This window comes from Nitrincola iocasae, from assembly GCF_008727795.1.
Taxonomy (GTDB): Bacteria; Pseudomonadota; Gammaproteobacteria; order Pseudomonadales; family Balneatricaceae; genus Nitrincola; species Nitrincola iocasae.
This window is the reverse complement of sequence record NZ_CP044222.1, coordinates 2,307,686-2,324,615: the sequence shown is the minus strand read 5'-3', so window position 1 is coordinate 2,324,615 and position 16,930 is coordinate 2,307,686. Positions and strand designations below refer to the sequence as shown.

The window sequence follows — 16,930 nt, the reverse complement described above, 5'->3', positions numbered from 1 at the left end:
ATCACCGAGCTAGGCCTCATCAAAATCAGTGCCGCTTTGCGGGTTCGAACGGGCTTCATCCGGTTGCTGCTCCAGACTCTTCTCGGCGTTGCGGGATGCCGGGGTGCTGACCAGATTGAGTGGTGCCGGGGGGGCGGAGCCATCCTTGTTCTGGCCGAAATATAGGGTGAAATGCGGGAAAGGTATCTCTATACTCGCGGCATCCAGATGACGTTTTACCAGTCGGTTATAGGCACGACCGACTGACCATTGCGCGCCGGGCAGGGTTTTGATACGTACACGAATATTAACCGCGCTGTCAGCCAGTTCCGAGACACCCTGAACTTCCAGTTCATCCATAATATCCTTGCTTTGTTCAGCATCACTCATCAGTTCATCAAAGGCCGCACGCAGATGCACTGTGACGTCATCAGTATCTTCACGATAGGCCACCCCATAATCACCGACATGGTAACCATAGCCGCGCATATAGTTGGACACGGTGGTAATGGAAGAGAAGGGGATCAAGTGGTAAGTGCCGAAGCGGTCACGTAGCCCCAGCGAGCGAATGGTGAGGTTTTCAGCGGTACCGGTAATACCATCGGCGGTAACTACGTCACCGGTGTTAATGGCATTTTCCAACTGAATAAAGATGCCAGTGATAACATCCTTAACCAGGGTCTGGGCTCCAAAACCTATGGCCAGGCCTACGACGCCGGCACCGGCAATCAGCGGACCGATATTCAGCCCCAGCTCTGCCAAGGATATCATCACCGTAAACACGATCAGCATGATCATTACAGCATTGCTTAACAGTTTTAGCAGGGTTTGCTGACGGGCACTGGCGATACTGCGGCCCGTTGGGCTCAACCTGTGTTCAACCCAACTGGCAAAAGCGATCCAGGTCAATTTCGCTATCAGTAATATGATGGCCACTGACAGCACGGTTCCCAGCAAGCGACTACCAGTATCCGAGCTCAACCAGGCGCTAAAGTCAAACAGTGACCAGGCATCCAGTACAAAGGCAAACACCACCAGCATGATGATCAGACGCACAAATTTCAACGAGGTGGGAATGAACTCATTCAAGCGGGCTTGTAATGCCGGGAAGCGGGCTTTCAAGTCATCAGGAACCTGTACCTGACGGGAGATAACCTGCGTTAGCAGTGCCGAGATGAACAGACCCACTACAATAGCCAGCAGGGTTTGCATACTGGCTTGCAGAATGACCGGTAGAGCATCTTCGGGGCGTATGGCTGTGACCAGTAACAACCCGGCGAAATAGGCAATAGCCAGCAGGTGCCAGCTGCGTGACAGCATATTCAAAATAATTTTGGTAAAGGCAAAATCCGAATTTTCTGCCTGCTCACTGATATTCTCAGCGACGCGCTTTTTGTTCTGCAGAATGATCGCCAGGGCATAGACGAAAGCGGTCAGCATGACCAGCAGGCTGACAACATGCCCCAGTGCGGGTGCTGCGTAAAAATTCACTACGGGTACTAATAGTAGCATCCCGTAACCGATAAAGCTGCTGATTTTGGCTATCCAGGCATTCCAGTAGGCAGCGGTCTCAGCGCAGAAGGGTAGCAGGCGCAAACCGTTATAGCGTGCAGAAAAGAACATCCTTACCAAAGACTTGAATACTTCAATGACGAGGAAGGCATTCAGAAAAAGTGATTGTACCGTACTCATTTCACCTAACTCGCCAATCAGGAAAAGGGCGATACTGTAGCCAGTAACCCAAGCCAGCAGGATAGCCAGCAAATCCACCAGTAGAGCGCCCAGTACAATCACCAGACGCGTTACCAGTCGAGCTGCACCGGGTCTTGTGCTGACCAGGTTGTCGGCATAGCGGAACAGTGGAATAGCCAGTTTGCGCAAAACAAGGTAACTGAGCAGCGTGGCAATAATGACGTAAAGAAAGTTAAGGGCATAGGGCACCATCAGGTGCCAGTCACTATTCGCTAGTTCGCTGGTGACTTCAAGTGCCTCTAACAGCTGTTGTGTCATTTGCTGGGCAAAGGCTTGAGTTGAGTCGGCTATCTGTCGAACCAGAGATGTCTGCTGTTCTTCAGCTGCCTGAGTTTTTTCCGGGTCGGCCAGAGCGCGCAGTTCACTGATGAGCTGATCGCGGGTCTCCGGGTTTTCCAGCAGGTCGGCCAGTAATGCGCTTGAAGGTTGAGTGTCAGTCGCTTTATCGGCCTCCTGAGCAAATGAGGGAGAAGAGAAGCTTGCAATTAACAACAGAAAAAAAGCCAAAAAGGGGCGTATAAGCATAGAGTGCGTTGTCAGCATGAAAACCTGCATTATCCGGTAATTCTGACCCGCTTAGTGGGCGCGGGCTCCACATTTTTTTTATTGATACGCTCAGCTCGGGTTTTCAGTTTCGCGTCGATAATATTTTTTAAGGCAATAAGCAATCCCATGCCGACAAAAGCGCCAGGAGGAAGGGCTGCAAACAGAAAACCACGATAGTCTTCAACCAGCGTAATCTCCCAACTACGAGCAAAGTCTCCAAATAACAGATGCATGTTGCTGAACAAGGTGCCAGCACCCAGCGCTTCACGCATGGCGCCCAGCAACATTAACACCAGCGTGAAACCGACTCCCATCATCAGGCCATCTGTTATAGCGGCTGGCACTGGATTACGCGAGGCAAAAGCATCGGCGCGTCCCATGATGGCGCAGTTGGTTACGATCAGCGGGATGAAGATGCCCAGAATCAGATAGAGTTCATAAGTGAGTGCCTGCATCAGCAGTTCTATAGCGGTGACAAAGGCAGCAATGATCATGACAAAAATTGGCAAGCGAACAGCTTCAGGCACCAGATGACGAAACAAGGATACTGTCAGGTTGGAGCCTACCAGTACCACGGTAGTGGCCAGGCCTAAGCCTATGGCATTGACGACACTGCCGGTAACAGCCAACAGGGGACACAGGCCCAGGAGTTGCACCAGAGCAGGATTGTTGTGCCACAGACCGTCCAGGGTAATTTTTCTATACTCAGGACTCATGTAGGCTACCTCGCTCAAGGGTGTTTTGTGGTTGTTTTACCGGTGTCAGTATCTGGTCCTTACGCTGTTCATAGTAGCGCAGAACCGCCGCCACCTGCTTAACAATAGCACGGGGTGTGATGGTTGCACCGGTAAACTGATCAAACTGCCCGCCATCTTTACGTACTCTCCAGCGGCTGTCATCCTCGCCTAACCAGCGTTGCTCATTAAAACTCAGAATCCAGTCTGATTTATCCAGTTCAATTTTATCACCCAGCCCGGGTGTTTCCCTATGCCCTATGACTCTGACACCGGCCACGCGACCATCACGCCAGATTCCCACCAGTATGTTTATATCACCACTGTAGCCATCTGCGGTGGTGACTGGCAGGATTACCGCCTCAACACGGCCATCAACAATGCTCTGGAATACTTTGATAGGTTGTGTCATACCCAGTTCCGGTGCCGGCACTTCCAGGACCTGTAAGTGCAGGTTGGGATCCAGTTGCTGTGGTAAAATTTCATAGAGAGCCCGGGCCTGATGGGCTTCCCGATTAGCAGCAATGCGTTCCTGGGTTAAAACCTGGGTTATCGCGATCAGACCAGCTGTCACGGCGGCAAAAATGGCAATGCCCAGGGTGTTGCGACGAATACTGGAGAGTAGATCCTGCATGCTACTGGCCTCCGCCTATACCGCGTTTGGCACGCCGATGCCCATAGCTGCGTGGCTGGGTGTAGTGATCAATGAAGGGGGCTGACAGATTCATCAGCAAAATGGCGAAGGCTACGGCGTCCGGATAGTTTCCCCAGGTACGAATGACATAAACCAATAGACCCACACCGATACCGAACACCACCTTGCCGCGGTTACTGGAGGCGCAGGAAACCGGATCAGTAGCGATGAAGAAGGCACCCATCATGGTGGCACCGACACCTATATGCACAAACGGATCAGCATAGCTGGACGGGTCACCGGCATAGAAGAGGCTGGAGATCAAGAACACCGTACCGATCATGGCAAAAGGCGCATGCCAGGTGATCACTTTGCGGTAGATCAGAAAGATACCACCCATCATCCAGGCCGCACTAATACTGTACCAGGCGAATACGCCTTTACTGAGCACCGCAGAGTTGCGCCAGACTTCTTCAGTTGTCATGCCAGCGCGATGCTTGAGTACTTCCAGTGGCGTAGCCCCGGTATAGCTATCGATCAAACTATGGTCTACCGAGGTGAAAATAATGCGCAGAGTTTCACCCAGATGAGTCAAGGTTGACCAGTCGTTTTCAATAAGTACAAAAGGGGCGTTCCATTGGCTCATTTCGACCGGAAATGAGATCAGTAACAGGGCATAGGCAACCATAGCCGGATTAAAGGGATTGTTGCCCAGGCCGCCGTATAAATGCTTGGCAATCACGATGGCGGTAAACATGCCAATAACAATGATCCACCAGGGCGCAAAAGGCGGAATGGCTAGCGCTAGTAACACCCCGGTGACCAGTGCACTGCCGTCTCTGAGGAAAAACCCCAGTGGGCGTTTGCGCAGCCGCAGACAAGCCGCTTCAAATACTAATGCGCAGCTACAGGCCAATAACAGTTGAATCAGACTACCCCAGCCAAAAAAAACGGTCAGTGCCAGCAGCGCAGGCAGGGTGGCCAATAACACCAGACGCATAACACGATCGGTGGCATTGGCTTTGGAAACATGTGGTGAGCTCAGGTGAATCAGGGCCATCAGTTCTGTTCTCCGGCTGCATGCTGCCAGGCTTGTTCGGCAGCCTCAGCACTCTGCTCAAGTTGGGTAACGGTAGCGTCGAGTTTATCAGTGCCCTCAAGTCCTTTTTCACGGGCATTTTTAAGTGCCTCGCGCGCTTTTTTCAGCTTGGTACGGGCAATGGATGCGGCAGTTTTTAATTTCTTCAACTCAGCTTCCGGATCAGGAGGCGCGGAGCTGCTGAGTTCGGCTTCAGCTTTTTTGCGGGCTTGCTCACGTGAAGCCGTCTCGGCGCGCTCTTTACGGCGTAGTTCTTTCTCTTCCACCTCGCGTGCCAGACGTGCCTGTCGGGCTTCAAAGCGTTCACGGGCCTGGGCTGCTTTCAGTTGTTCGGCTTGTTCATTGCGTATTTCTGATTTAGCAAAACGATAGTGCTGCACCAGGGGAATGTTGCTGGGGCAGACATAAGCACAGGCGCCGCACTCTATACAATCGAACAGGTTGTGGTGGCGGGCCTTGTCAAACTCCCGGCCTTTGGCAAACCAGTATAGTTGTTGTGGCAGCAATGAAGCCGGGCATACCTGTTCACACATGCCGCAACGAATGCAGGGCTGTGCCGGTGGCGCCGGCGGCATCTCTTCACGTGTTGCAGCAATGATACAGTTAGTGGTTTTGATTACTGGAATACGGTCATCTTCCACTGAAATGCCCATCATCGGGCCACCCATGACCAAACGGAACAGACGTGAGCGATCCACCTCGGCGGACTCCAGCAGAGTAGAAAAAGGCGTACCGATCAGCACTTCATAGTTCTGTCGGTGACCCAGAGCGAAGCCAGTGAGGGTGACAATGCGTGAAATCAGCGGTTCACCATATTCTACCGCACGATACACGGCGGCGGCCGTGCCCACGTTCTGACAGACGATGCCGACATCGGCCGGTATTGAGCCGCTGGGTATTTCCACATCGGTCAGCAACTGAATCAGTTGTTTTTCACCGCCGGAGGGGTAGCGTGTTGGCACCACCATCAGGTCGATAGACAGATTACGTTTGCGAATCGCTTCACGTAACGCTTTGATGGCGTTGGGTTTGTTATCTTCAATACCGATCAGGGTATGGCTGGGCTCAAGAATGTGCGCAATGATTTCGATACCGGACAGGATTTCATCTGGACGTTCACGCATCAGCGCGTCATCGGCAGTAATATAAGGTTCACACTCGGCGGCATTAATGATCAGGGTGTTAACGATATGGTCCTGACCCAGGTTCAGCTTGATATCGGTTGGGAAACCCGCCCCACCCAGCCCGGCAATGCCGGACTCACGGATATGCCGTATCAGGTTTTTTTTACTGACGCTGCGGTAATCCGGTAACAGTTCGCGTTCGATCCAGCGATCCTCACCATCAGTTTCAATGACGATGCAAGGCGATTCCAGCCCTGATGCATGAGGCACAGGCTGCAGACCTATATAGGCGACGGTTCCGGAACTGGGCGCGTGAATAGCGGCACTGATATGGCCATTAGGTTCGGCAATTTTTTGGCCCTTGAGAACCGTCTGCCCAACTTCAACCAGTGGCGTAGCGGCTTTACCGATATGCTGCTGCAGAGGCAATATCAGACGCGAAGGCAGTGGTGCCTGGCGAATCGGTGCACCCAGCGACTGGCGCTTGTTTTCCGGCGGATGCACTCCACCATGAAAGCTGTATACCCGACTCATTGTGAACCTCCCTGCAGCAGATGCCCCCGACCACGGTCGGTGAGAATCAGGTTAGGGTCAGAGACTGGGGCGGGCCATTTCCAGTTGGCCGGGGTAACAGGTAGCGGCAACATATCAATACAATCTACAGGGCAGGGTTCAACACAGAGATCACAGCCAGTGCACTCACTGACGATCACCGTATGCATCTGTTTCGCCGCACCCAGAATGGCATCCACAGGGCAGGCCTGAATGCACTTGGTGCAGCCGATGCACTCATCTTCACGAATATAAGCAACGGTTTTAGCTTGCTCTTCACCATGTTCTGCATCCAGTGGGACGACTTCACGATCCAGCAGGTCAGCCAGGGATTCAATGGTGCTCTGGCCACCCGGTGGGCATTTGTTGATGGCATCACCATTGGATATGGCTTCGGCATAAGGGCGACAACCAGGATAACCACACTGACCACACTGGGTCTGTGGCAGTAATGCATCTATCTGGTCAACGATTGGATCACCCTCGACACGAAAGCGTACCGAGGCATACCCCAGAATTACCCCGAAGACACTGGCTAATACCAATAGAATTAAGACGGCTGTCAGAACAATTGTCATGCAACGACTTCCCTCAAACCCTGACCAGACCGGTAAAGCCCATGAAAGCCAACGACATCAGTCCGGCAGTCACCATGCCGATAGCAGCTCCACGGAAAGTAACGGGTACGTCGGCGACGGCGATGCGTTCACGCAGGGCAGAAAAAAGCACCAGGGCCATGGAAAAGCCCACGGCCGCTCCGAAGCCATAGGCAATGGATTCCAGGAAGTTGTTCTGCTTCTGGATGTTCAACAGGGCTACACCCAGCACCGCACAGTTGGTGGTGATGAGCGGCAGATAAATACCCAGCAGCTTGTGCAACAGTGGACTGGTTTTGTGTACCACCATTTCAGTGAACTGCACGACCACGGCAATGACCAGAATAAACGAGATAGTCCGCAGCCAGGTAATGTCGAACGGCAGCAGCAGGTAGCGATAGACCAGGTAGCTGCACACCGATGCCAGCGTCAGTACAAAGGTTGTGGCGAGCGACATGCCCATGGCCGTTTCCAGCTTATTGGAAACCCCCATAAATGGACAAAGCCCTAGAAATTGCACCAGAACAAAGTTGTTCACTAGTACGGTGCTTATCAGGATAAGAAGAAATTCATTCATACTCTTGGTCAGCGTGTCCTGAATCAACGAGCGAAGAAGGTGCCGGTTTGACTATTCTGCTATGTTAACGGATTCAGCCCCTGCGGGTACAGATGCAGATCATTGATCCAGCGCAACTCTACCGCACTTCAACAGTGCTTCAGGGGCTAAATTGCTTTTACCTTCAAGGATATAAGCTCAAGCCTATATGTTTATATGTAGCTAATATATGTTTGGCTAGCGCGCCGACTACAATCGTTTTAGCCATGCAGTCACGTGTTGGCTGGTGCTATCCTTGTCGTTATCCAGATTAATAATCTGGCTACTGCTAAGTTCACTTGCTGCATTGGTGAGCAATATGATTCCTTTGCTAGTCAGCCAGTTAACCAGTGTATCATCTGTGTCTGATGGCACTTGTGGCGACTCTGTATCCAGTACAAAAGCTACTTTGCCCTGGTCGAACAGCGCTTTTTCCAGTGAGTAGAGCAGTTGAGCTCGCTGTTCAGCCGTGCCACCCTTGACTTGAATGCAGCTGGCTTTTTGTCCAAAACGCTGCTCCCATAGCGTGCTGTTCAGCAGGCTTTCAGAGGTCAGTTTCAGTGCATTCTGAGTCTGCTCCGGTGGCAGTATCATTCCCGCTGCAACCGTACGGTTGGTAAATCTGTCCACCAGAATGAAGGCGCCCGTGCCCTTATGCAGGCGGTAGTTATCCGCAACCACCGCGCGCTCCAGTGACAGATCGACCTTGGCTATTTCATTTAGTTCCAATGAGCCAGTTGGTATATGTTCGAGAGTGTTCACATCGATGCGGTGATGGACACGGCTTATCCGTCCGGTCTGACGGCTGGTCGCCAGTTTGATCTCATAATCCCGCGCAGGATTAAGGGCGTTTTCGTCCATCCATACCAGATGTGCACTGAAATGCTGCCGTGGTTCGGGTGCCGCTTCAGCGTGTACCAGCAGGTCGCCACGGGAAATATCAATTTCATCTTCCAGTGTCAGCGTCACCGCCATGGGAGCAAAGGCTCTGTCCAGTTCACCGTCCCAGGTCACAATGGATTTGACTCGGCTCTGCTTGCCAGAGGGCAGTACTTTAATCATATCACCGACCTGGACGACACCTGAGGTCAGGGTGCCACAATAGCCGCGGAAATTCAGGTTAGGGCGGTTAACATACTGAACCGGGAAGCGTAACTCATCAAAATTATGATCCTGGGCGATCTCGATCTGTTCCAGCAATGTCATCAGCGGTGCACCGTTATGCCAGGGCATATTTTCCGATGGATTGACGACATTATCACCGTTGAGTGCTGAAATGGGTGCAAACTGAATATCCGGCAGATTCAGGTCTTTGGCAAACGCCAGATAATCGGCCTTAATCTGATTGAAGCGCTCTTCACTGTATTCCACCAGATCCATTTTATTGATCGCCACCAGGGTGTGGCGAATGCCCAGCAGCGAGACGATAAAGCTGTGGCGGCGGGTTTGCACCTGCACCCCATGGCGGGCATCGATGAGGATGATCGCCAGATCACAGGTAGACGCCCCTGTAGCCATATTGCGGGTATATTGCTCATGACCGGGAGTGTCGGCGATGATGAACTTACGCTTGGCGGTAGAAAAATAACGGTAGGCAACATCAATGGTAATGCCTTGTTCACGCTCTGCTTGCAAACCGTCTACCAATAGCGCCAGATCCACGGTATCACCTGTGGTACCGACTTTTTTACTGTCATGGGTAATGGCCGCGAGTTGATCTTCATAGATCATTTTCGAATCATGCAGCAGTCGTCCGATCAGCGTGGATTTACCATCATCCACACTGCCGCAGGTGAGCAAACGCAGCAGTTCCTTGTTCTCATGCTGGTGCAGATAAGTTTTGATGTCGTTGGCGATAAGTTCGCTCTGGTGGCTCATGTTCTATTCCTCTCGGCGGCTGTGTTCAGAAATAACCTTCCATCTTCTTTTGTTCCATGGAGCCGGCACCATCATGGTCGATGGCGCGCCCCTGACGCTCAGAAGTGGTGGCCAACAGCATTTCCTGAATGATCTCTTCGAGACTGTCAGCCTCGGATTCAACGGCGCCAGTTAGCGGGTAGCAGCCGAGTGTACGAAAACGTACCGATTTCATCACCGGGGTTTCTTCGGGACGCAGCGGCATGCGTTCATCATCTACCATGATCAGCATGCCATCGCGATCGACAACCGGGCGTACCGCTGAGTAGTAGAGCGGTACGATGTCGATGTTTTCCAGGTAGATGTATTGCCAGATATCCAGTTCTGTCCAGTTAGACAGAGGGAACACCCGAATACTCTCGCCCTTATCGACGCGGGTATTAAAAATATTCCACAGCTCAGGACGCTGGTTTTTAGGGTCCCAGCGGTGGTTCTTGTCACGGAAGGAAAAAATACGTTCCTTGGCACGCGATTTTTCTTCGTCACGACGCGCTCCACCGAAAGCGGCATCAAATTTATACTGATTCAGCGCCTGCTTCAGCCCTTGGGTCTTCATAATGTCGGTGTGTTTCTTTGAGCCGTGTGTAAACGGGCTGATCCCCATCTCAACCCCTTCCGGGTTGATGTGTACGATCAGATCCATGCCGGCTTCCTTGGCCATATTGTCACGAAAGCGGATCATTTCCTGAAATTTCCAGGTGGTGTCTACATGCAGCAAAGGAAACGGCGGATTGCCAGGGAAGAAGGCTTTCCGGGCCAGATGCAGCATGACGGAGGAGTCTTTGCCAATGGAGTAGAGCATTACCGGGTTATCAAACTCGGCGGCGACTTCACGGATAATGTGAATGCTTTCCGCTTCGAGCTGTTTCAGGTGTGTTAATCGGTTTTCGGGTAAGGCTGGCATAGCAAAGTCTTCCGTCAGCAATCGGTCTACGGGATGTTAAGCTGCCAATTATGGAGGATTTTGCATAAAATAAAAAAGAATATATATGAATTTTTATAGACTTATATGGAATATAGGGCGGTAAGGATATCCAGTGTACCGACTTAGGTGAGGTTCAGTAGCTGCGTCAGTTGCTGCTGTGATCGGGCCGAGACCAGATCCGCAAGTGTATAGCGGTCCAGGCACTGGTAAAAAGCCTGTTGTGCTTCAGCCAGAATACCTTTGAGTTGGCATGCTGGTGTGATCACACACTGGTTGTCGCGACCAAAGCATTCAACCAGCGGCTTGTCTTGCTCGGTTTCCCGAATCAACTGGCCCAGATTTATGTCACTGGCGGATCCTTTAAGCCGCAACCCGCCGTTTTTGCCGCGTTGAGCGCAGAGATAACCGCGCTGATTGAGAGCCTGTACCACTTTCATCAGGTGGTTACGAGAAATGCCGTAGCGCTCGGCGATTTCAGCAATGGTGCACTGCGCGGGGGCTTTGACCGCCACATAGATGAGCACTCGGAGTGCATAATCGGTAAAACTGGTGATATGCATGGATAACCTGAATCAGCCGGGGCGCCCGTCAGCACGCGGGCGGCTCAGAATAGGCCAGTAGAGTACTACAAAGAGCGCAAAGGCGGTAATCCAAAACACCGCCGAGAGCATAACCCCTGCCGTGTAGTCGATCAGTTGCGCCGCAGCGAGCATTCTAAATAGCCCCGACAAGATAATAGCGATATAGATCAGCAGCCCAAAACGTACCAGTTGCAAAGCGCGCCCGGTATGGCCCATGGCCACGCGGGTCATCACCCCCAGAATCAGCGTGCCCATGGCACCGACACCGAGCGCATGTTGCCAGAGGGAGTCAGACAATCCTGGCAGGAGTAGCCCCGCGGCACGCAGAAGCAAGGCAACAACGATCCACAGATACCCCAGATGCAAAATCCACAGCAGCGGTTCTTTGTTGACCAGCCAGCCGCGCCACTGGAATAAGCGAATAGCATTAAAGACTCCAGCCGCCAGAGCAAATACCGCCATCACGCTGCCTGGTGCTCCACCCAGGTTGAGGGGTATCAGCAGGGCGGTGCTGACAATCGCCAGTAGATCCATGCGTGCTGAGCGTATCACTCTGGCAGGATTGCCTCCGTGCATGCGAATCCAGTTGGCGGTGAACGCCGGTGTTATACGGCCAGCGATCACTACCATTATCAGGGTGATCAGGTTAAGCCCAAACAATTCTCCTTGTCGCATTAGCCAGGGAGATAGCTGTAGCTGCCCCAGATGCATCAGCAGGTTGGCGATAAACAGCAGTGTCAGAATAACGACCAGAATCAGGTTTTTGCGGTTTTGTGCGCGTAGCAGTACCCGTGCGACGTAGATTGCCAGTACCGGTAAAAATGCCAGATCTACAAGGGCCACCACCAGCCAGGGCAGGGTGGCAGAAAGCCACATCACCACACGTCCGGCGCACCAAAGCAATACCAGGGCGAGCAGTGCCTTGCCCTGCAAAGGGGCTGCCCCTGTCCAGTTGGTCATGGCGGTCAGCAGAAAGCCAGCAATTGCAGCTGTCACAAAGCCAAACAGCATTTCATGGCTGTGCCACAGTAGTGCGGGCCAACTGATCGGCAGGGTGGCCCCACTAAACAACAATAAGCTCCATCCCAGAATAATGCTGGCGGCATAAGCGGCGGATAGCAGGAAAAAAGGCCTGAAGGCGAAAGCGAGCAGGGCTATAGGTGGGTTCTTTGACAGCATGTTACGCGCTCCGGATGATAGCGTGAGCCGCATCAGTCATCCATGTGTTGGCTGATGCTCTCGTGACTTCTCTTGACCTTTAATTGCTATAGTAACGCGCTTTTATTAAAGATGTAAATAAAATGCATCTTATGGTGTTTGTCAGGCGGCTTTTAATATTGCATTGATTTGTTGTGCCGCGACCACCTGCCCGACAAAAATCAATGTGGGCGATTCCAGGCGATGCTGCTGGATACAATCAACCAGGTTGGCAAGGTCGGTACGCACGCTGCGCTGATTGCGTTGTGTGCCTCGCTCCACCAGCAATACCGGCCAGTCAGGTGGCAGGCCATGGCGTTGTAACTCCAGACTGATGTGCGGTGCTTTGGACAGGCCCATGTAAAACACCAGAGTTTCATCACGGCGTGCCAGATCGGCCCAGGGCGTTTCCCTATCATCACAGGTGTGTGCGGTAACAAAGCGTACACTGGCAGCAATAGTGCGTTCGGTGAGGGAAAAGTTACAACTGGCGGCACAGCCTGCCGCCGCGGTAATACCGGGTACCAGGGTAAAGGCAATGCCGGCTTGTTGCAGCGCCTGTATCTCTTCGGTCACCCGGCCGAACACCAGTGGATCACCGCCTTTTAATCTTACCACCCGTTTACCCAGGCGTGCCTGCTTAATCAACAGTTCACAGATGGCCTCCTGCGACATACTGTGCTGGCCTTTGCGTTTACCAACATAGATTCTGGCAATGCTGACTGGAATATCAGCCAGTAGCTCATCGCTGACCAGCGCATCATAGATGAGTACGTCAGCCTGTAAGATCAGCCGCCAGCCTTTACGGGTGATCAGTTCAGGGTCACCGGGTCCGGCACCAACCAGCGCTACGCTACCGCTGTGTTCCTTGCTATTAGTGGGTAACATCTTCAGCCTCCTGCGCCAGTAGCGCCTTGAGTTCAGGTATACAGGAACCACAATTGGTACCACAGCTCAGGGCTTTGCCCAGTGCTTCAACGCTGTGGCAACCCGATTGTATGGCGGCTCTGATGGTTGGGTCATCGACCTGGAAGCAGCTACAGATCAGCTCGCCTGATGCCGAGTCTTGATCACTCTTGAGCAGGTTAAGTTGCTGCAAGGCGGTCAGGTTCGAGCGTGCAAATTGTCGATCGAGGGGTTTCAGGTCAGGAAAATGCTTGTCAGGTGAAACCAGCAACAGCCACAACAGCTTGCCGTTCTCCAATGCGCAGGCACGCAGTTGGCCGTTGGGCTGGGTCTGTAGAGAAAGATCCGGACGTTGTCCCAGGTGTTGCAGGCACCAGTCTGACCAGCTTTCCGGCCAGTCGCTGTCAGCCAGGGCATAACCCATGGCATGCTGCTGGGGCATGCGCGCCCAGTAGCCGCGCAGATTAACGCTCAGATGCCTGGCGGTTAATAACCTGGCGTGCCAGGCTGTCGCAACACCTGACAGGCGCACCGCCCCCTGTTTGGATTCCGGCTGGCCGGAAATCGGATCGGCCACGGATTCAATCAGCACGTTACAACGACCCTCACTACTGAAGGACTGTGTCCAGTGCATGGGAACAAACACCTCGCCAGGGCGTTGCCCTGGTGTAATGCGAACCCGGCCGATAAACTGCCCTTGAGCATTCTCCAGCCTGGCCAGATCCTGATCCTGAAGCGCATGGGTGGCTGCATCCAGCGGGTGCAGGTCAATAAAAGGCTCGGCGCGATGGCGAAACAGGGTCGGCGTGCGGCCCGTGCGGGTCATAGTGTGCCATTGGTCACGAATGCGTCCAGTATTAAGGCGCAAGGGCGCTTCGTCCGTCAGCTGTTGCATGGGCTGTTGCGAGCTGACAGGTATCAGTCGGGCCTTGGCTGAAGGGGTGAAAAACTTGCCGTTACTAAACAGGCGTTGGGTGCCGTAAGGCGCATCGGTGGTGACCGGCCACTGAATGGGTTGAAGCTGGTCATATTCAGTCTGGCTCAAACGGCTTAATCCACTGATATCAAAGCAACGCTTTCCAGCGTTCTCAAATCCTGACAGCGCGGCGTGTTCGGCAAAAATAGCGGCTGGATGTGGGTAGTTGAAGGCTTCGGCAAATCCCAGCCGTTTTGCTACCTCACAAATAATCTGCCAATCATGACGTGCTTCACCAGGGGGCGGGAGCAAGCTTCGCTGGCGCGAGATGCAGCGCTCTGAGTTGGTGACCGTGCCGTACTTTTCACCCCAGCTGCTGGCGGGCAGACAGATGTCGGCCAATTGCAGCGTATCGGTATCGGCCATGGATTCAGACACAATAACCAGCTCACAGCGCTTCAGCGCCCGGCGTATCAGCTGAGTGTCCGGCAGGCTGACAAGCGGGTTGGTGGCCATTATCCAGAGTACTTTAATTTCTCCGCGCTCCACAGCGTTGAACAACTCCAGTGCTTTATGCCCCGGTTCACTGGCCATATTGGGGGCATTCCAGAAGCGCTGCACCCGGTCAACATTTTCAGGGCTGAAATCCATATGTGCTGCCAGTTGATTGGCGAGGCCTCCCACCTCCCGTCCACCCATGGCATTGGGTTGGCCAGTCAGTGAGAAGGGCGAGCTGCCTGGCTTACCGATACGACCCGTTGCCAGATGGCAGTTGATCAGGCTGTTGACCTTGTCGGTGCCGGAGCTGGATTGATTAACACCCTGAGAAAACAGCGACACAGTGCGTTCCGTTGCCGCAAACCAGCGGAAAAAACGCGTTAAGTCATGGTTATCAAGACCGGTTTTGGTGGCGGCAATCGAGATGTCGGGAGTGTCGGCGCGTGCTGTCGCCAGTGTTTGTTCAAAGCCTTCGGCATGCTGTAACAGAAACGCATGATCCACGTGTCCCTGATCCGCAAGGTAAACCAGCAGTGCATTAAACAAGGCCGCATCGCTACCCGGTTGCAGTTGCAGGTGCAGATCAGCAAGATCACAGCTGGCGGTTGCCCGCGGATCTATCACTACAACACGTAGAGAAGGATTAGCCTGTTTTGCTGCCTGGATGCGTTGATAAAGGATCGGATGATTCCAGGCCGCATTAGAACCCACCAGCAGGATCAGATCAGCTATTTCCAGGTCTTCATAGCAGCCGGGTACGGCGTCGGCGCCGAATGCCCGCTTATGACCGGCAACGGTGGAGGCCATACACAAGCGTGAGTTGGTATCGACATGAGCTGAACCGAGAAAGCCTTTCATTAGCTTGTTAGCAACATAGTAGTCTTCAGTCAGCAACTGGCCGGACAGGTACATGGCAACACTGCCAGCCCCATGTTGATCCACCGCCTGGCGTATCTGCCGGGCCACCTTATCCAGCGCGGTATCCCAACTGACTGCACGACCTTCGATGCTGGGTAGCAATAAACGAGCCTCTGGCGCGGTGGTTTCATGCAGGGTAGAGCCTTTGACACACAGACGTCCCCGATTCGCCGGATGCTGTGGGTCACCAGATACACTTAGAATCCGGTTTGCACTCAGTTCGGCGGTTATCCCGCAACCTACGCCACAATAGGGGCAGGTGGTCTGCTGTTTCATAAGCTTTATCCCAAAAAAAAAGCCCGCAACTTCATCCCCCAGTGATGCAGGGTGAAGTTGCGGGCGCCATTGCCGTAGTCAGAGTTACACTCTGATAAAAACTATACATTGTCTTGTTGCTATGGATTAGTTAGCAGCAAAAACGGTGCCATAGCGGGCTTATCGTTAAAAATCAGCTGATTGCTGGCAAGGCTGGGATTTGAAATATCTAGAAAGCGTTATATTGGCACTATTTTGGTGCGTGCGATGCCGCTTCCGATCCTTACCTGGGCAGATGTCGTGCACGCAAATGGTATTCATCGGCTGCAATCTGATTGGATAGTGCTTGTTTCAGTAGTGGCTCAATCTGGTCAGTATCCAGCGGATAGAGTCCACAGAGGCGCAGGGCCTGGCGTTTATCCACGGAGTTGCCCAGGTGTTCGTAGACCACCCGAGTGGCACAAGGCATGCGTTCACCGCTGCCGGATGCTCCCAGTTTAAGGCCGGTCAGATAGGTAATACGATTCCTGTAGCTGGGAAACAGGATGGTTTGGCTGATTTCCTGCTCGGTCAACGACTCATAATCCACCATAAAAATCCGGTCAGCTAAAAGGTAGGCCGCACCGAGATAGATGCTATGGCAGGGCTTTTCATTTGGACGTTCCTGCATGCGCTCCAAACGCTGAAAAACCACCTGATCGGAGACTTTTTCGATATGCACCAGGGTTCGCAGGATTTTTCCAGGAGAGGCCATGGATAGGTAATACTCAAAATAATAGCCGAGGTACCTGTCCAATCCCTGGCCACTTTGTTGTCGCAGGCGTTGCAAATGCTGTTGTTCAGCAGCAGGTTGCTCCGTGGCATGGGTAGTGATGCGAGGGCGAACGCTGATCAGGCGCTGAAACTGATGATGAGGCAGTAGTATTTCATGCGGTTCCACGCCAAAAAAATCACAGATCTGTTGCAGCCTATGTGTAGAGGGCTGATTGCTGCCTTTCAGGTAACGATTGAACTGGGTGCGGTTGACCCCTAAGCGGCGGCAAACCTCAGCAATGGATTTATGGTAACTGCAGAGTAATTTCAGATTACTGCAGAAATGTTCAGTCATTGGGTGATGGACCTGTCTCAGTGGTTGTTGGAGAGTTTAATAAAGTGATGCACTATGATGCATATAGCGCTTATAAATGCATCTTAAAGCAACAATTT

General features: G+C 52.8%; 14 protein-coding genes. All 14 read right to left on the bottom strand.

Annotated features, from left to right (window positions below):
- Positions 1 to 9: 9 nt before the first annotated feature.
- Complete coding sequence (locus F5I99_RS10720; RefSeq protein WP_191905836.1) at positions 10 to 2,274, bottom strand: mechanosensitive ion channel domain-containing protein; 2,265 nt, start codon at positions 2,272 to 2,274, stop codon at positions 10 to 12.
- An 11-nt stretch (positions 2,275 to 2,285) separates the two neighbouring features.
- Complete coding sequence (locus F5I99_RS10715; protein WP_151055873.1) at positions 2,286 to 2,993, bottom strand: electron transport complex subunit E; 708 nt, start codon at positions 2,991 to 2,993, stop codon at positions 2,286 to 2,288.
- A complete protein-coding gene (rsxG, locus tag F5I99_RS10710) occupies positions 2,983 to 3,645 on the bottom strand; it encodes an electron transport complex subunit RsxG (RefSeq protein ID WP_151055871.1) in 663 nt (220 codons plus the stop codon). The genes F5I99_RS10715 and rsxG overlap by 11 nt, the downstream gene beginning before the upstream one ends.
- Before the next feature lies 1 nt (position 3,646).
- Positions 3,647 to 4,705 carry an electron transport complex subunit RsxD gene (gene rsxD, locus F5I99_RS10705; protein ID WP_151055869.1) on the bottom strand — a complete coding sequence of 353 codons (1,059 nt, stop codon included), beginning with the start codon at positions 4,703 to 4,705 and terminating at the stop codon, positions 3,647 to 3,649.
- The gene (gene rsxC, locus F5I99_RS10700) at positions 4,705 to 6,402 is read right to left on the bottom strand and encodes an electron transport complex subunit RsxC (protein WP_151055867.1); all 1,698 of its coding nucleotides are present in this window, start codon (positions 6,400 to 6,402) and stop codon (positions 4,705 to 4,707) included. Before rsxC ends, rsxD begins: the two co-directional genes overlap by 1 nt.
- Positions 6,399 to 6,998 (bottom strand): electron transport complex subunit RsxB, encoded by a 600-nt coding sequence (gene rsxB, locus F5I99_RS10695; protein WP_151055865.1) that lies wholly within the window; start codon positions 6,996 to 6,998, stop codon positions 6,399 to 6,401. The genes rsxC and rsxB overlap by 4 nt, the downstream gene beginning before the upstream one ends.
- Before the next feature lie 13 nt (positions 6,999 to 7,011).
- Entirely contained in the window at positions 7,012 to 7,593 is a 582-nt protein-coding gene (gene rsxA, locus F5I99_RS10690; protein ID WP_151055863.1) for an electron transport complex subunit RsxA, read from the bottom strand.
- A gap of 228 nt (positions 7,594 to 7,821) precedes the next feature.
- Positions 7,822 to 9,489: a sulfate adenylyltransferase subunit CysN gene (cysN, locus tag F5I99_RS10685; RefSeq protein ID WP_151055861.1), complete on the bottom strand. Its 1,668-nt coding sequence runs from the start codon at positions 9,487 to 9,489 to the stop codon at positions 7,822 to 7,824.
- Between the two features lie 25 nt (positions 9,490 to 9,514).
- Positions 9,515 to 10,432, bottom strand: coding sequence for a sulfate adenylyltransferase subunit CysD (cysD, locus tag F5I99_RS10680; protein WP_151055859.1), 918 nt, complete (start codon positions 10,430 to 10,432; stop codon positions 9,515 to 9,517).
- A gap of 143 nt (positions 10,433 to 10,575) precedes the next feature.
- Positions 10,576 to 11,013, bottom strand: coding sequence for an Rrf2 family transcriptional regulator (locus F5I99_RS10675; protein WP_151055857.1), 438 nt, complete (start codon positions 11,011 to 11,013; stop codon positions 10,576 to 10,578).
- Between the two features lie 12 nt (positions 11,014 to 11,025).
- Positions 11,026 to 12,213 carry an NnrS family protein gene (locus F5I99_RS10670; protein ID WP_225307374.1) on the bottom strand — a complete coding sequence of 396 codons (1,188 nt, stop codon included), beginning with the start codon at positions 12,211 to 12,213 and terminating at the stop codon, positions 11,026 to 11,028.
- Positions 12,214 to 12,354: 141 nt separating this feature from the next.
- Entirely contained in the window at positions 12,355 to 13,119 is a 765-nt protein-coding gene (gene cobA / locus F5I99_RS10665) for a uroporphyrinogen-III C-methyltransferase (RefSeq protein ID WP_151055853.1), read from the bottom strand.
- On the bottom strand, positions 13,106 to 15,745 hold the full coding sequence (locus F5I99_RS10660; protein WP_151055851.1) for a nitrate reductase: 2,640 nt from the start codon (positions 15,743 to 15,745) through the stop codon (positions 13,106 to 13,108). The genes cobA and F5I99_RS10660 overlap by 14 nt, the downstream gene beginning before the upstream one ends.
- Positions 15,746 to 16,007: 262 nt before the next feature.
- Positions 16,008 to 16,832 carry a helix-turn-helix domain-containing protein gene (locus F5I99_RS10655; protein ID WP_151055849.1) on the bottom strand — a complete coding sequence of 275 codons (825 nt, stop codon included), beginning with the start codon at positions 16,830 to 16,832 and terminating at the stop codon, positions 16,008 to 16,010.
- Positions 16,833 to 16,930: the final 98 nt, after the last annotated feature.

Bases quoted from the DNA above. Each gene is read 5' to 3' on its own strand.
- F5I99_RS10720 (WP_191905836.1), bottom strand. From the start codon at position 2,274: ATGCTGACAACGCACTCTATGCTTATACGCCCCTTTTTGGCTTTTTTT.
- F5I99_RS10715 (WP_151055873.1), bottom strand. From the start codon at position 2,993: ATGAGTCCTGAGTATAGAAAAATTACCCTGGACGGTCTGTGGCACAAC.
- rsxG (WP_151055871.1), bottom strand. From the start codon at position 3,645: ATGCAGGATCTACTCTCCAGTATTCGTCGCAACACCCTGGGCATTGCC.
- rsxD (WP_151055869.1), bottom strand. From the start codon at position 4,705: ATGGCCCTGATTCACCTGAGCTCACCACATGTTTCCAAAGCCAATGCC.
- rsxC (WP_151055867.1), bottom strand. From the start codon at position 6,402: ATGAGTCGGGTATACAGCTTTCATGGTGGAGTGCATCCGCCGGAAAAC.
- rsxB (WP_151055865.1), bottom strand. From the start codon at position 6,998: ATGACAATTGTTCTGACAGCCGTCTTAATTCTATTGGTATTAGCCAGT.
- rsxA (WP_151055863.1), bottom strand. From the start codon at position 7,593: ATGAATGAATTTCTTCTTATCCTGATAAGCACCGTACTAGTGAACAAC.
- cysN (WP_151055861.1), bottom strand. From the start codon at position 9,489: ATGAGCCACCAGAGCGAACTTATCGCCAACGACATCAAAACTTATCTG.
- cysD (WP_151055859.1), bottom strand. From the start codon at position 10,432: ATGCCAGCCTTACCCGAAAACCGATTAACACACCTGAAACAGCTCGAA.
- F5I99_RS10675 (WP_151055857.1), bottom strand. From the start codon at position 11,013: ATGCATATCACCAGTTTTACCGATTATGCACTCCGAGTGCTCATCTAT.
- F5I99_RS10670 (WP_225307374.1), bottom strand. From the start codon at position 12,213: ATGCTGTCAAAGAACCCACCTATAGCCCTGCTCGCTTTCGCCTTCAGG.
- cobA (WP_151055853.1), bottom strand. From the start codon at position 13,119: ATGTTACCCACTAATAGCAAGGAACACAGCGGTAGCGTAGCGCTGGTT.
- F5I99_RS10660 (WP_151055851.1), bottom strand. From the start codon at position 15,745: ATGAAACAGCAGACCACCTGCCCCTATTGTGGCGTAGGTTGCGGGATA.
- F5I99_RS10655 (WP_151055849.1), bottom strand. From the start codon at position 16,832: ATGACTGAACATTTCTGCAGTAATCTGAAATTACTCTGCAGTTACCAT.